The 14,071-nt window shown below is 42.7% G+C and carries 16 protein-coding genes; 2 read left to right on the top strand and 14 right to left on the bottom strand.

The features are described 5' to 3' along the window. Positions 1 to 89: 89 nt before the first annotated feature. The 14 genes from CLV59_RS16400 to CLV59_RS16335 form a co-directional block, all read right to left on the bottom strand. Positions 90 to 410: a hypothetical protein gene (locus CLV59_RS16400; RefSeq protein WP_111593141.1), complete on the bottom strand. Its 321-nt coding sequence runs from the start codon at positions 408 to 410 to the stop codon at positions 90 to 92. Between the two features lie 39 nt (positions 411 to 449). After that, positions 450 to 1,658 carry a hypothetical protein gene (locus CLV59_RS16395; RefSeq protein WP_111593140.1) on the bottom strand — a complete coding sequence of 403 codons (1,209 nt, stop codon included), beginning with the start codon at positions 1,656 to 1,658 and terminating at the stop codon, positions 450 to 452. A 20-nt stretch (positions 1,659 to 1,678) separates the two neighbouring features. Then, a complete protein-coding gene (gene traN, locus CLV59_RS16390) occupies positions 1,679 to 2,515 on the bottom strand; it encodes a conjugative transposon protein TraN (protein ID WP_111593139.1) in 837 nt (278 codons plus the stop codon). A 33-nt stretch (positions 2,516 to 2,548) separates the two neighbouring features. Next, on the bottom strand, positions 2,549 to 3,889 hold the full coding sequence (gene traM / locus CLV59_RS16385) for a conjugative transposon protein TraM (RefSeq protein ID WP_170137780.1): 1,341 nt from the start codon (positions 3,887 to 3,889) through the stop codon (positions 2,549 to 2,551). 32 nt (positions 3,890 to 3,921) lie between these two features. Then, complete coding sequence (locus tag CLV59_RS16380; protein ID WP_111593137.1) at positions 3,922 to 4,407, bottom strand: hypothetical protein; 486 nt, start codon at positions 4,405 to 4,407, stop codon at positions 3,922 to 3,924. A gap of 3 nt (positions 4,408 to 4,410) precedes the next feature. Then, positions 4,411 to 5,028 carry a conjugative transposon protein TraK gene (gene traK / locus CLV59_RS16375; RefSeq protein ID WP_111593136.1) on the bottom strand — a complete coding sequence of 206 codons (618 nt, stop codon included), beginning with the start codon at positions 5,026 to 5,028 and terminating at the stop codon, positions 4,411 to 4,413. A gap of 61 nt (positions 5,029 to 5,089) precedes the next feature. Continuing rightward, positions 5,090 to 6,307: a conjugative transposon protein TraJ gene (gene traJ / locus CLV59_RS16370; RefSeq protein WP_111593410.1), complete on the bottom strand. Its 1,218-nt coding sequence runs from the start codon at positions 6,305 to 6,307 to the stop codon at positions 5,090 to 5,092. Between the two features lie 5 nt (positions 6,308 to 6,312). After that, a complete protein-coding gene (locus CLV59_RS16365; protein WP_111593135.1) occupies positions 6,313 to 6,960 on the bottom strand; it encodes a TerB family tellurite resistance protein in 648 nt (215 codons plus the stop codon). 6 nt (positions 6,961 to 6,966) lie between these two features. Then, complete coding sequence (locus CLV59_RS16360; protein WP_111593134.1) at positions 6,967 to 7,608, bottom strand: hypothetical protein; 642 nt, start codon at positions 7,606 to 7,608, stop codon at positions 6,967 to 6,969. Between the two features lie 22 nt (positions 7,609 to 7,630). After that, positions 7,631 to 8,317, bottom strand: a complete 687-nt coding sequence (locus CLV59_RS16355) for a conjugal transfer protein TraI (RefSeq protein WP_111593133.1) — start codon at positions 8,315 to 8,317, stop codon at positions 7,631 to 7,633. A gap of 5 nt (positions 8,318 to 8,322) precedes the next feature. Then, positions 8,323 to 10,794 carry a TraG family conjugative transposon ATPase gene (locus CLV59_RS16350; RefSeq protein WP_111593132.1) on the bottom strand — a complete coding sequence of 824 codons (2,472 nt, stop codon included), beginning with the start codon at positions 10,792 to 10,794 and terminating at the stop codon, positions 8,323 to 8,325. After that, entirely contained in the window at positions 10,745 to 11,122 is a 378-nt protein-coding gene (locus CLV59_RS16345; protein WP_111593409.1) for a DUF4133 domain-containing protein, read from the bottom strand. The genes CLV59_RS16350 and CLV59_RS16345 overlap by 50 nt, the downstream gene beginning before the upstream one ends. Positions 11,123 to 11,155: 33 nt before the next feature. Beyond that, positions 11,156 to 11,503: a DUF4134 domain-containing protein gene (locus tag CLV59_RS16340; protein WP_317048648.1), complete on the bottom strand. Its 348-nt coding sequence runs from the start codon at positions 11,501 to 11,503 to the stop codon at positions 11,156 to 11,158. Positions 11,504 to 11,557: 54 nt separating this feature from the next. After that, on the bottom strand, positions 11,558 to 12,007 hold the full coding sequence (locus tag CLV59_RS16335) for a hypothetical protein (protein ID WP_111593131.1): 450 nt from the start codon (positions 12,005 to 12,007) through the stop codon (positions 11,558 to 11,560). Between the two features lie 469 nt (positions 12,008 to 12,476). Between CLV59_RS16335 and CLV59_RS16330 the strand changes: the two genes are divergently transcribed. Both CLV59_RS16330 and CLV59_RS16325 read left to right on the top strand, forming a co-directional pair. Further along, positions 12,477 to 12,791, top strand: a complete 315-nt coding sequence (locus CLV59_RS16330) for a hypothetical protein (RefSeq protein ID WP_111593130.1) — start codon at positions 12,477 to 12,479, stop codon at positions 12,789 to 12,791. Positions 12,792 to 12,890: 99 nt separating this feature from the next. After that, positions 12,891 to 14,066, top strand: coding sequence for a HEPN domain-containing protein (locus tag CLV59_RS16325; RefSeq protein ID WP_111593129.1), 1,176 nt, complete (start codon positions 12,891 to 12,893; stop codon positions 14,064 to 14,066). The last annotated feature ends 5 nt before the right edge of the window (positions 14,067 to 14,071 follow it).

Here is a 14,071-nt window from a genome sequence, read left to right as displayed (position 1 = left end):
CATGGAATTATCCCCATCTGCAAACCCTATCGCTGACAGCGGTACTCCTACCAGCCTGTTTCCTTTTCAGGTTTGCAATACCATAAATCCTACAGGTAATTAAAGCTCTTTCCAGGAGACGCTTCAAAGTCCACCATATACACGATGCTACCCAATATAGGGTGATAGGAAGCGATGTACTTCACATATCCATGATCATTCAAATCACGCATACACCGGTGGTAGGTGGACCGGCTTATTTTTGCCAGTTCCAACACCTCCGGGCGATGAATGGATACAGGGTCTTCAAAGTCATTTTGATTCCACAGCTGAAATAAAGCCAGGTACAAACTAAGATGTGTAGACCCAATCCGGTTGTCATTTTTTACCGCTTCAAAGAAAGCGGTAAGCCTCTCTCTTGCTTTATCCATAAGTCACAGATTCAATTTCACAAAACATTTTTTTGAAAATCAGGAAATGGACTGCCCTTTATTGTTTTTATGGGTATTGCTTTCCTTTGCTACACTCTGGTCCAGTGCCTGATTGTCCTTTTGTTTCTGCTGCGTGGCTTCCTTTAAAGCCTCTACTGTCGTCTGTTGCAGGTTATCTTTATACACCCGTATGGTATCATGTAGTGGCAGCGCTTCAATAAAAAAACGTTTTTCATTTACACTAACCATCTGGCGATTCCCTCTCTCCAATGAACCATAGAGCATCTGTGCTTCCTCCGGATTAATAAGTTGATCCAACTGATATCTGCCAACGACTTTCTGCACATCATATCCTGCAACCTTCACCAGTGGGTGATTCCCTTGTTTGTCCGTTTGCTTAAAATCGAGGTAGGCCCATTCATTTTTATCTTCATTGACAAGAAATGAACGCCCCTGCATTACGTTGTAAGCATTCTTTAATGTTAGCTTGTCTGAATCTCTGGTGATGTCGAAAGCCTGTCTTTGAATTTCTCCTACTTTTGGTTTTACCAGCAACTCAATTTTGTTCAGAAAAACAAGGTCACTGCCTTCACGCTGTGACTTGTTGTATTGAAATGTGGCTACAGCCAGGTCTTCCCCATATTTTGTGGTATGATACAGGCTGGACTGCTTTTCTCCCTTTTGTAACATCATTTTGAGAGCATCATCGAGAGCATCCCCAACACCCCGGCTCTTTAAATCGTTTTTATGATATTCATACACCTTTTCATTCATGATACTTTCATTTTCACGGTGTAAATAAATAGTATTAATGTTCTGAAATTTGTCATCAGCTCCGTTGCGAACTGCTATTGGAATACAAGGGTTATTAAACTCAGTGATCTCCCAACTTCTGGTTTGATCTGATGAATTGTATTGCCGGTACGCACCAGCAATAAATAACCCTGTTCCATTCTCCGGACACCCTTCCACGTCTAAAGCCAGTTTTTGATCTATAAAGCTGGCTACCAGCGAGAAGTCAACATATTGCTTAGATAAAACCGATTCATTCATTGTTGATTTCATCAAACAGCTGTATGCTTCCATAAAATCCGTAGTACTGCCTACAGCGGTCAGTTCATGACCGATTTCGTAAACCTGGTGCCCTGGGTGGGTATGGCGAATCACCAAGTACTGATCAATGGCATCAATGGGGTGAAACCTTAATGATTCAGGCTTATCATCAGATTTTATATTGATATCGCTCATAAATCAAATTTTATAGGTAATCAAATCGGCTGTGCCTTTATTAGCTGACGATTCTTGATCCTGATCTTCAGATGCCGACCACCATCTTTCTCCGTCACGTACAAATACAGATGTTTCTTATCAGGAATGGTAAATTTTGGCAGAGCAAAAACTATTGCGGTCTCACTATTGGCGGTGATCACAGCATTAGGCCCCAAAATCAATTTAGGCTGGATGATCTTCTCCTGGTGGGCAGTTCGCCGGGCAACCTTCTTATCCCGGATAAAAAACTTTATCTGATCAGGATAATAGTTAATAGTAGAACTGTTTTTTAAACTGACTTGGAAATAAAAGAGGTCATTCCGGATATAGATTGCATTGAGACGGAGGCGCATACTGTACTTTTCATCGGTAGTCCTCCACTGATGGCGGTTACTGATACGCACAAGTTCGGCGGTCCGGTGTAGTTCCGCAGCATTCAGGGAATCATTGGAAAGATGAATAGGACCACCGTATATATCAGTATCCAGCTTCTTGCCAAATTGTAAGTTTAATACAGCAGGAAAACTATCATATTGCACTACAAAAGAATAAAACCTGCCGTCCTCTGTCACTACACTGAGGTTTGTTTCAGAGAAATACTCCTTACCGGCTTTTACCTGCAAGATATTACGAACACCCTTTGCCTTTTGAACCAAAATGTCCCGGCTTCCCCGATCCACGCTGGTAACAGCATACGGAAATATGAGGTTCGTTGTTTTCTGGTAGGAAACCCGTAAATTCAATGGAGACAACTCATCGTACGCCTGCGCCCTGGCAGTCATGTTCCCTAATAGGCAGGCAATACCTGCCATCCACACAGCACATTTCAACATCATCACTTAGGATTTTAAACATGAGAGAATAATCTGTCAGCTCTGTCGGTTTTTGAGCAGAACCTGGTACCCAGCTTTTACTGTCACCTTAATAAGTTTAACTTTCCGGCTAAGTAGGGTTTTGGCGGTTTCTATACCGGCGCTCGCGGCCTGCGCCCCTATTGATGGGTCCAAAGATGTTAACCCCACACTCTGTATAGCCTGGTCGGCAGAATTTTTTGAAACGTCCCTGGCAATCGCTCCGGGAACGTAGATGCCAGCCATACCGTCCATATCATAAGCAGAAATCGCAACTGGCAGAATGGAGTTGGATATCCGGATCGAATTTATTTCCACTTGAAGGCGTTCGCCACTGATGGACACCGCACCATGAACATAGGTATCCTTTGGCACCAGTCGCCCGGCAATGTATACGTCCCTCACCAGCCGGAGTTTCAATACAGCTCCTGTAACAAGTGTTTGTGTCTCCACAACTTCAGCCTCCACAGCATTTTCTTCGTCCGCCTCCGGAAGACCGTCATCCAGGGAATAAAAGCCATTGGAAACCTGGCGTAGGGATAAAACAGTGTCGATATGTAAAGAAGTCCCTGACGGTATAGGTTGTAAGCTGGATACCGGAACATTATCGCGGTTGATAGAAGATACCGGATATACCTGTTGCTTATGGTCTGCTGATCTTCTTTTAATCCTATCCTGCATCCGCGATGGATACTGAATATCAAGTATTTTATCTAGCATTCCATCAATTTTTGTCATCTCCGGATCTTCAGGGGTGCCACTCTGCATGGTCTGCATTATCTTTTCCAGTTGAGCGACTTCCGGGCTGATACCAGTAGTATCAGGAAAAGAGCTACCGGTAACTGCGTGATCGGTTTTCCCTGGGACAGGCATTGGCGGCTTGTTCAGCTCTCTGTCCAATTCAGCCAGCTTCCGGTTTACCCGTCGTACATTATCATCTGCTTCACTGGAAGAATAAGGCGACTCAACAACTCCGGATTTCGCGGATGCCCTGCTTTTCTCTGCTTCTGTAACGGTGTGGAAGTCCATCACCTCACTTTCGTTCTTTTCCGTGTCTTTTCCAGATGTTGAATTATAATAAGGATCGCGGCGGGCAATATCTCTCCATTTTGCAGAATCCCTGGCGGCTTTTTCATAATAATCCAGTTTCGACATTTTCGAATCATCCGGCAATACAGGAGCCGGAAGAGAGTAATTGAATGCGTCCTTTGTATATACTGCCGGAGCGGCAGTACCTTTCCCTCCGCCGAGAGCCCAAAATATCAATGTTGCGAAAGGGAAAACTATAATAGGTAACACTAAAGCAAACTTCCGCTTCTTTAGCGTTTTTTCTGATAACGATTGCTGCTGATTATCCATACCACACATATTTTAAAAGTTCAACATCACAATTAGTGCAATTCCATTATTCGATTTATGAGGGCCAAACTATCCAATAACCCTGGCCTGGAGGAACGTAAACTATCCAGCACCTGTTTACCTTTGACTGTAGCAGAAAGACTATCCAAAAGGATTTTATACTGATGGATATTTTGAAAGCTACCTTCCTTCTTTCTGATCAGTAATGATTCCGTTGTGTCATAATACGGCAAAGTATGAGCAGGCCGGGTTATCGGAGTTACCTTCTGTAACGAAATATTCTTTACGCCACCACCAACAGCGAAGAAGACACACAGCGTAGTGCCGGAAAGAAAGAAAACAATCAGGATTACCTTCTGAAATACACGATCGATCTTGTTGAATCGCTTTTCCATCTTATTACAGAAGCCCCTCACGAATACCTTCAACGCTTCTGTAAGCCTGTCCAACCACTCATAGGATACTCCCTGATGGTCCTGGATAACATTTCTTTGTTTATTCTTGCCACTCCAAAACATACATCAACGGTTTACGACATTTAAATCTTCATTCCTAATGATGGTCCAGTTCAGGATAAGGAAACCATGAGAGTTATTATCTGATGCTTTCGCATCCTGCAAATACCCTTCTGTGATAAGGCTCCTGGTAGTAATACTGGTGGGACGGCGTATTTGAAGCGTTGCATAGCAACGAAACGGATAAGGCTTTCTATCAAAACTGACGTTAACACTGTCTACTTCTATCCGCTGGCTCACATTTCCGGATATCACGCTCGTATAAAAGCCACTTTCTTTAAGGCTCTGGTACTTCCCGCGTGCAGAAGCATCAGCCAGGTACATGGCTTTTGTGATATTGGACTGTATAAGCCTTTCATCCGGGTCGAGCGTGAAAAACAACCGGTGGAAATCTCTTACATGCGCCCTCGCCTCTACAGGGAGATAGTTTTTCCGATCATCAGCAAACGCCTCAATTACCTTATCATTTGCCAGTACATAAATCTTTCCCTGTACCTTACCTGCAAGCTGATAGCTCTGGTAGTAGCAAAAACCTGCCACCAACGTATTTCCAACTATAACAGCGATGGAAAAAGATCGGATGTACCTGAAAGCCGTATCTATATTCTTTAACTGACGAAACATATCTACACATTTTCAACTTCCACAACTCAAATATGCTCCGGTATTTACCGGTCAGTGATATCTACAGATTCTTCAACTGATCATACATATAGGCTCCTGAATTTCCGGCAGCTCGACCTACATCGGCCATCATTCCAGATCCAGTATTTTGACCAGTATATCCTTCCTTGAAATTCTTTGGCGCATTGGCGGCATTTGAAATTCCCTGCCCAAGCCGGGAGGCTGCCATGCCGGCGCCACCAGTGGCAGCAGCCATAGATATACCTGTAATTTTCTGTAACAGCGGATTACTCCCAGCAACGTGTACAACGTATCCAGCAATACTCGGAACGGTAAAGTATCCTACTATGCCCATGATCAGGAAGATCAAATAAGCGGTATCGTTCGCACCAAAAGAGGTGTCACCATATTTTGTTATCTGATCAATATCTATCTGCAACATATTAATCTGAATCTTATTGATGATAGCACCAAAAATGTTAGCAATAGGCAACCATAAAAAATAATTGATGTAACGTCCCAACCAACTAATAAGCGACTGTTGAAATCCATCGAATATGGACATTCCGAAAACAAGCGGGCCCAGTATCGCCAATACAATAAGATAAAAAGTACGAACAGTATTGATGCACAACGATGCGGCCTGAAAGAGAACCTGGAGTACCTCAGACAGAAATTGCTTAACGGAGTTCCGGATTGAATATGCCGCCTGCTCCAGGCCGAATTTTATATCATTTCCCATTCTATCAAAAACACCCTCATTCTGTCTTTCCGGATCATTTGGATGATAGTATTTATACCACCGATCATAATCACCGCGTCCATCTACACCAACGTACATCTTATAAAGATCGGTAGTCTTAATTGCGTCCTGCTTCCGTTGTAGTAAAACAGCAATGGCACTATCACTATTTTTTACAATACCTGATGTTGCAGTTACTGTTGGCTTCATCACGCCGTTAATGACATCCAATACCTGTGGAAACATTCCTATAGCCACAGCAATAACAAAAGGTCGCAGTAATGGATACAGGTCGATGCTTTCCGCGTTGGCTATATGTTTCCATACGCGGGCAGATATATACCAAATTGCAGCAAAGCAGGCAACGGCCCTTCCGATATCTATCATGTCACCGCACAATGGAATCATGTCGTCATATAATTTATCCAGCACACCATGTAATCCACCGATATTGTCGGCAACACTTTGAGCATTACAGATACCAGGTAATAGAATCCCCACAACCGCGTACACCAGCGGCTTACCACACCATCTCATAATCATTAATTTAAATTACCGATACCATAGAGAACCTTTACCATCTCTACATCATTGCTTGCTTTTGCTCGCTGCAAGCCCAGCATTTTGGCCTGATTGTTAAAGTTGCATAGAAATAACCAGGCATCCTCCATCTCTATATATATCCGGTCGATTCCTTTCAAACGTTCATCGTCGCTCATTCTTAGCTTACTTGCTGTTATTATCAACGTTAACTCTTCAATATTTTTCAAACTTTCTTTTGTAAGACGCCCGTATACGGCAGCCATATATTCTACCTCATCGATGCTGAAGACATTAGATGACCTGAAAGCATTGAAGGCAGTCTTGTACTCCTTCACTATCCGGGCCTGATAGTTGATTATGTCAGGAATGCGTTTGTAATTTTTTATTGCAGGATTGATAGAATATAGCCCATTCAAGAAAACCTCATGTAAATTGAAATTCCCCTGGGAAAGGTCTTTAACAGTATTGTATCCCTTACTGATGATCTGATACCCGTTATACATATTTTGCAGGATCTTTTTCAGCTGGCTCAGTTTCTGGATATTCAAAGCCAGTTGGGCCAGCTCGTCAGCCTGCGCCCTGGCAGGGATACAAAACAGCAAGTGAGAAGATATCAACAGCATCATCACAAAAATCACCCTCTTCATAAAACTTCATTTTAATCCGTACATAATCCGCGACATCTCCACGTCCGCCATCTCCGTATGGCGCTGTTTTATTAACATGGATAACTGACTAATGAATGCAGACAAAAATGCCTCTCTGTCCTTCACAGCAGCATACAGTTGGTCTATCCGGGAAAGGCGCTGGTCATCCGAAAGTTGTAGAATACCATTTGAGAACATCTGTAGTAAATCATCCGCAGCTTTTTCATTCTCCATTCTGATATTGTTCAATACCTGTCGCGTGTAATCGCGGTTGCCGGCATCCATGAAATTATTGCTATTAACCTCTCGGATAGTTTTACTGGATACAGCATTCATAGACACAATAGAAGAAATTACATCAACAGCTTTGGGGTATCTTGCTAATGAAGGATTTACTTCCTTCAGAGCGTTAAGAAAAACACGATGAATATTCAGGTCGCCGTTTTTAATCTGCGATATGGTGCCAAGTCCCTTCTGAGCAATATCGTAACCCTTCTTTGCATAGCCGATGTATTGCTGCAATAGTGCAATCTGTTTTATGAGATACTCCCGCTGTGTTTTCTTCTGGCGAAACCATTCATTAAAGGTCTGGGCTTTCATGTGAAAAGAAGAAAGCAGTATAATACTGATCAACAACATCACTTTCATACAACACGGTATTTATAGATTATCACTTAGCCTGTAAACCATACATGCGCCTTACCATTTCTATTTCACTGATACCTTTCGCCCGCTGCATACTGATGCCAATGTTATGGTTAGTGAACTGCCGTAGCGCAGTCATGTTTTCTTCAATTCCAGCTGCGGCATCAGAGATAATCTCCAGTCTCTTTCCATCAGACATCTGAGTAGCGAATGAATTAATTACCAAAAGAAGTTGATCGACATTTTTCAAGCTCTCCGTAAGGATACCGGAATACACTTTATACATATAGTCGATTTCATCCGGAGTGAAATGGGTATCTTTCCGGAGCACTTCATATGCCTTCTTGTATTCATCAACTAAGGCGACCTGCTGTTGAATAACCTCCTTTATTTTTTTATAGGTGGAGATCGCGTTTTTTACTTTCCACAACTCATCAAAGTATGTAGCATACAATTGACGCTGTTTTTCAGTCCAGTTGGCTATTTCCTGTAATTTCAATTTCGACAACGCATTCTCCAGCGTTTTCTGCGCGTTTTGCAGAACGATAGTGTTATTCTGAAGGCGTTGAATCTGGAGATCCAGCGCTTTGATTACCTTTTTTGCAGCAGCCTTAACCACTACCCAAATGATCGCGTGGCTTTTCTTTGTCGGCAGCATAACAAGACCACAACACAGCACGGCGCACAGCATTGCCTTATACACACCTTTCATACAACTCAATTTTGCTGATCACGTAATTCCTGTACCAACGCCGTAATACCTCTACGTATGTCACCACCGTATTTTTCGACGTAGGCCATCACTTTTACTTTTTCAGATTCCTCGGTAGAATAAGCGTAGTATTCTTCTGGAGAAGGTTCATACCTGTAAACTTTCATAACCTGTCCTCCGAGATCAATGAAGACCTCACGGTATCTGCGCCCTGGTTCATTGGCCCGATTAACGGACAATACCATCTCTTTCCCTTTGTCACTCATACCCAGGAGTGCCTGGATATCATCAAACTTGTTGGAGAATTTGCGCATATCCAGCAAGATTTTGCAGTCTGCATTGCTTATGATGGCCTCTTTGACGATGGGAGAACTGATAAGATCATTCAGTTCCTGCGTCACGGTATAGGCTTCTCCGAAGAACTTTCTAACGGTTTTATACAAATACTTCATGAACTCCGCCATGCCATTGCGCATGATCGCTTTCCATGCTTCCTCAATGACGATGAGCTTCCTCGCACCTTTCAGTTTCCGCATTTTGGAGATAAACATCTCCATAACCAGCAAAGTGACAACAGGAAAGAGGATGGGGTGATCCTTGATATTGTCCAATTCGACAATAACAAATCTTTCTTCCAGGAGATTTAAATTTTCTTTGGCGTTCAGGAGATATGAAAACTCACCACCGCGGTAGTACGGCTTTAAAACATACAGCAGGTTGTTGATATCAAAATCCTTTGGCTGTACACGCTCTTTCTCCAGGACACCAACATATTCACCTTGTAAAAAATCGTAGAAACTATCGAAACATGGGAAAATACTCTTATCACGTTCCAGTTTCTCATAGTAGAGAGCCAGTGCATTTGATATTGCCACATATTCAGAGCGGTTGAAAGTTTCACTTTCCCGCTTCCATAGCGCTAGTATCAGTGTTTTTATGCTCTCCCTCTTTTCGATATCCAGCGTATCATTCTCTGAGATGAAGAAAGGATTAAACCTGATTGGGTCTTGTTCTGTATAACTGAAATAATACCCGTTTAACAACTTACACAAACCGGCATAGCTACCACCAACGTCCAGGACAACACAGTGCGCACCTTGCTCATAATAGCTGCGCAGGAGAGAACACATGAACATACTCTTTCCACTACCACTGCCACCAATCACGATCTTATTCCTGTTGGTAATGATACCCTGTTTCATGGGCTCATCAGAAATATCAACGTTTAAAGGGCGTCCCGTCTGTCGGTCTCCCAGGCGGATACCAAAGGAACTGATACTGCTACGGTAGCTTGTTTCAAGGGTTAAAAAGCAACATGCCTGCTCACAGAAAGTATCAAATACCTCATTCATCGGGAAATCTCCTTCATTACCAGGAATGGCTGCCCAGTATATCTGTGGAGCACCTACCGTTTCCTGTTTGGTGGAAGCATCCATTTGCGCCAAAGCCGTTGCTACCTGGTTTTTCAGTTCCTTCAGTGCGTCTCTATCATTGGACCACATGCAAATATTATAATGTGCCCGCACCGGTAAACGCTGCTGCCCAACTGCCTCCTGGAGGAAGTCGTTAATGGCATCTCTCGCCATCGCGTTTTTCCTGCTATAAGCGGATAGGGATTGAAGACGCAGGCGTTTCTTCTCCAGTTGCTGGATTTTCGCAGAAGCATCACCTATAAAAATGAACTGATTGTATATGTGGTCAGAGGTTAGCAATTGTCCTAACGCAGCAGCAAATCCAACACTGTATTTACTTTTATCACTGCTATACTTGTCGAAAGTTATCCGGCTTCCGCATAATCCGGGAAGATTCTCAACATCAGCCAACGTATATACCTGTAAGTAGTCATCTCCGATCCTGATATCATCTCCAAAGGAAATATCTTTACTGATTGGCTTCTCTGCATCCGGAAGGAGACAACAGTATTTTTCAATCAGGCCGGCTTTCTGTCGGTTGCTGACTAATCCAGCATCACTGATCCGCTCCAGCTTGACGTACCCGGTTCCTTCCAATATGCTTTTGAACTGCCCAACTGCATCCAGGAAATCCCGGAGGGTATTGGGGTGCATCAATTCGCCTGGAATAATAGACTTCCTGCATAGAGATGAAAAAAGTGAGCTGGAAGGCTTCCTGGTATCCAGTCTTCGCGTCACCATGATGTAGCACGTGTGATCCAGGAATGGCCGTTCATTAAAAAAGCGGGTACTACTCCGGGATAAAAAGGAATCCCCATCTTTTTCAAAATCACCCTGATACCGGCGATTAATAAACCAGTCCTGCTTGTGGAATACAGAATTTTTCGGCAGCACTTTAATTGCCTTTATGAAAGTCTGATGAAGAGCTTCATAATCGTTCGCAGATAACGTGAATATCTCCGGGAGCTGCACTTGAAAAGCGACAGTAACGTCGCCAGCTTTTGAAAGTATGCAATCATGTTCCACTGCCATGACGGGCAACATTTCCTCTAACACTTTTACCATAACCACCACTTATATTGCCAATGAATACATCTCGGCCTTTTCCTGCCCTGATGCAGGAGGGAATATGCCGCCGTGCCCATTTCTTACTCAGACCATGTTCTCCATAGGTGTTACTTAACCGGTATACCCAGGAGATAAGGCCAGCACCCGTTCCCAGGGCAATGACCACACATACATATGGATTCACACCTGCGATATACAGGATGGCAAACAGGATCATTATACCCAGTAGTCCTCCAGCCAAATACCATATATATTGTGCCTTTAAGCCTTTAAACTCAATACTGATATTAATTCCCTTATTGACGGTATAGACACTGTTTGCCATATGCTGTACTTTTGAACTGATAGAAGCCAGGTATCAGGTGATACCGAAGAAACTCTTCAAAACGGTGGCGACAACCACCAAAAACACGCAGCTACCGAACCAGGCTGCCGCAACACGCGACGTATCAGGATCGCCACTCGACCACTTCTGATAAACCTTTACTGCACCGATTAACCCAACGACCGCACCAACAGCATACATCAAGTCGGTCCCGGTATCAAAATAAGAGCGAACTTTATCGCTGGCCTCTTTTATACCGGCTTTTCCATCAGCAGTTCCCTGAGCCATAACCGCCGTATCTACCAGGGTCAGTAACACTGTCGCCCCTACGAAAAAACACGCATCCATCTGATGCTTTAAATTCAACCACCACACTTTCATACTTCACATTTTAAATCCACACAAATGCACTATAGGTGAGCCACCGTCCTATATCTACCACAAAAGATCAACATCGCCTTCATCCAGGCCAGCGGCGCCCATAGCTTTACTTTCTGTTAAAATCACATTGTTGATGGCAACCTGAAATGGTGTGCCTTTCAGTACGGGGTATTCAGCAATAAGTTTGCGAAGGATCAGGATCAGACCTGCCTTACTATACTGTTCAGTCGCAGCTTTGTTTAATGTTTCTCTGATCCTCGCAGCTAAACCCAGTGCCGGCGTGAAGAGGTCCGCAGGATTAACCTGGCACAGGTCTTCCGGCGTATCATCAAACAATGATAGCTGGGGGTTGATAGGCTCATCGTCATTATCATCTCTTTTCCGGCTGGAAGATAATTTTCCAATATCACGCCGGTAATGCCGGACGATAACAATGCAGTAATAGATACCGATTAAAAGGGCGGCTACCATCAGGTAGCTCGCCCATGAAAATGAACTTAACATAGGCTGAATTTTTCAAACCACACATCATCACCATCACACAGCCTATGTTTGTTAGTACACGCACTCACCACATATCTGTCTCTCTGGTACTATGAACTGTTCGGATACAAATATGCGCCTGAATAAACCCGAAAAAGCCTTACACACCTAGTAGTAGGGCAGGTAACATGCTGTTGGTCAGCTTATATAATTTCAGAAGTAATTTGTTTGAAAAGAAATTTGAAAAAAAATTAGTGAGCATGGACGGGCAACCTGACAAATTCTGATTTACCTCGTTTGGAGAAATACAGGATAGGAATTTGGATTGTATTGTTCATTTTGGTAATTTTAAAATCACAGCATTACTGCAATGGTTTTGCACTCAGTCCTCCTGATATTCTTTCTCCCTTCGCTTTACCATCTTGGATTTGCCACAGAACCATTTAGGTTTCGTGTAGTACCATATTGTCTATAACCAAAAACCGTTGATATGAATCAGCATGAACAACTAGTTGTTCTCCTGGAAGCGTTTAAAAGAAAGCCGATAGAAGAGCAACACAGACTTGCATGGAATATGTTCTTTTCTTTTTTTAAGATATTTCCATTAGAAACTACCCAAAAGATGATCAATGATCTTTGTGCGGTATCACAATCAGAAGCAATATTTTGTTTTACAGAATCGAGCAAGATTAAATTGCTTACATTCTGTGGATATTTGAATAAATCACTTGAACTGCTGGATTATGAAGTAAAAAAATGGGAAAAGGATAAGGATCTACCCCAATTTGAAGATGAAGAAGAATAATTTTACTTTCTAATACCTACACTTTATACTCTGCATTACCCCTCCTTATATGTTCATCCCTGCAACCCAAATTATCCTATCAAATCTAAACCTCGTTTTATGTTAAACAAACACGACCTTCAACCGGCATGGATGAACCGGACATTTACACTTTCTCTCCCTGAAGTTCAGAATCCATTTGAGGTATTACAGAATTTTTTCCTGCTTGATGATTTATATGGTCTACGTGAGAGCTTGTGGGAAATAATCAAATCAACAGTCACGGGCAGTTTTAATAAGGAGTTAGACCGCAACACAAGGGGAGATATGGTTTTCTTCTATGAAAACCTGGAGAGGCTCATTGAAGCAAGTTATCTTTTGCATAAACTATGGAAAGATAAAAAGCTGCAATGGCCAATAATGAAAGAAAAGGAAGAAGAAGCGGAAATTGTATGTGAGGAAGAATCCGATAGATTAGATGACAACCCTATTATTTATGGGGTTATAGATTCCGGCAGCAGCATTCCGGCGATTGATAAAGTGTTTTTGGTAAAATATCATAGCAGAACAGACTATGCTGCCAGCCTTCTATATCTTACCCATAACAACGAAATGTCCCATGTGGATTTGGAGAAAGAAATTCAGAAGCACTTCAGCGATGATCTACCCGTAAATATTTCTATCCGGCCTGCTACAGAAGTGTACAATGCCTTGAGAGAAGGCCATCTGTTTTATGAAAGGGTGTGCAGGCAGGAGCGAATAAAGTATAATGCTCACAATACCGTTCTTCCGAAAAAGCACTACATACCAGCCGAAATTGTGCAGCAAAAAGCCCAGGATAATTTTGGGAAGATTTTCACCCTTGTATCCAATTTCAGAGAAGGCGCCACGTACTATCGTCGAAGCAACAATGCAGCCCTGGCTGCATTCTCTCTCCACCAGGCAGCAGAGCATTCACTTAGGGCTTTGCTGATTTCCGTGATGGGCACCGCTCCGCATACGCACAATCTAAATAAGCTCATAAAGACATCATTATTTCTTACTGAAGATATCGGAAAGGTATTTAACGAAAGTGATACAAGAGATAATTTGCTCCTACTGTTACTCAATCAGGCATACAAAAAATCCAGGTATAACTTTCCTGATGAATATAGTATTTCTGATACCGATCTGAATACATTGTTTGACAAAATATCCACTTTGGAAAATGTGGTCAAGGGATCGTTCGCGGAGATTGTTAGCCAGTTCGGACAGCTCCCATATTGCGCATATCGTACCATTTCAACCATAAACTAACCCTT

Origin of the sequence: Chitinophaga dinghuensis (genome assembly GCF_003259435.1) — a bacterium.
GTDB classification, from domain to species: Bacteria; Bacteroidota; Bacteroidia; order Chitinophagales; family Chitinophagaceae; genus Chitinophaga; species Chitinophaga dinghuensis.
The sequence above is the reverse complement of the archived record's forward strand: the minus strand, read 5'-3'. Positions and strand labels throughout refer to the sequence as shown.

Excerpts from the sequence above, each read along its gene's own strand:
- CLV59_RS16335 (WP_111593131.1), bottom strand. The coding sequence starts at position 12,007 with ATGTTAAGTTCATTTTCATGGGCGAGCTACCTGATGGTAGCCGCCCTT.
- traK (WP_111593136.1), bottom strand. The coding sequence starts at position 5,028 with ATGTTTCGTCAGTTAAAGAATATAGATACGGCTTTCAGGTACATCCGA.
- traM (WP_170137780.1), bottom strand. The coding sequence starts at position 3,889 with ATGGATAATCAGCAGCAATCGTTATCAGAAAAAACGCTAAAGAAGCGG.
- CLV59_RS16395 (WP_111593140.1), bottom strand. The coding sequence starts at position 1,658 with ATGAGCGATATCAATATAAAATCTGATGATAAGCCTGAATCATTAAGG.
- CLV59_RS16340 (WP_317048648.1), bottom strand. The coding sequence starts at position 11,503 with ATGAAAGTGTGGTGGTTGAATTTAAAGCATCAGATGGATGCGTGTTTT.
- CLV59_RS16365 (WP_111593135.1), bottom strand. The coding sequence starts at position 6,960 with ATGAAGAGGGTGATTTTTGTGATGATGCTGTTGATATCTTCTCACTTG.
- CLV59_RS16400 (WP_111593141.1), bottom strand. The coding sequence starts at position 410 with ATGGATAAAGCAAGAGAGAGGCTTACCGCTTTCTTTGAAGCGGTAAAA.
- CLV59_RS16350 (WP_111593132.1), bottom strand. The coding sequence starts at position 10,794 with ATGGTAAAAGTGTTAGAGGAAATGTTGCCCGTCATGGCAGTGGAACAT.
- CLV59_RS16325 (WP_111593129.1), top strand. The coding sequence starts at position 12,891 with ATGTTAAACAAACACGACCTTCAACCGGCATGGATGAACCGGACATTT.
- CLV59_RS16345 (WP_111593409.1), bottom strand. The coding sequence starts at position 11,122 with ATGGCAAACAGTGTCTATACCGTCAATAAGGGAATTAATATCAGTATT.
- traJ (WP_111593410.1), bottom strand. The coding sequence starts at position 6,307 with ATGAGATGGTGTGGTAAGCCGCTGGTGTACGCGGTTGTGGGGATTCTA.
- traN (WP_111593139.1), bottom strand. The coding sequence starts at position 2,515 with ATGATGTTGAAATGTGCTGTGTGGATGGCAGGTATTGCCTGCCTATTA.
- CLV59_RS16360 (WP_111593134.1), bottom strand. The coding sequence starts at position 7,608 with ATGAAAGTGATGTTGTTGATCAGTATTATACTGCTTTCTTCTTTTCAC.
- CLV59_RS16380 (WP_111593137.1), bottom strand. The coding sequence starts at position 4,407 with ATGTTTTGGAGTGGCAAGAATAAACAAAGAAATGTTATCCAGGACCAT.
- CLV59_RS16355 (WP_111593133.1), bottom strand. The coding sequence starts at position 8,317 with ATGAAAGGTGTGTATAAGGCAATGCTGTGCGCCGTGCTGTGTTGTGGT.
- CLV59_RS16330 (WP_111593130.1), top strand. The coding sequence starts at position 12,477 with ATGAATCAGCATGAACAACTAGTTGTTCTCCTGGAAGCGTTTAAAAGA.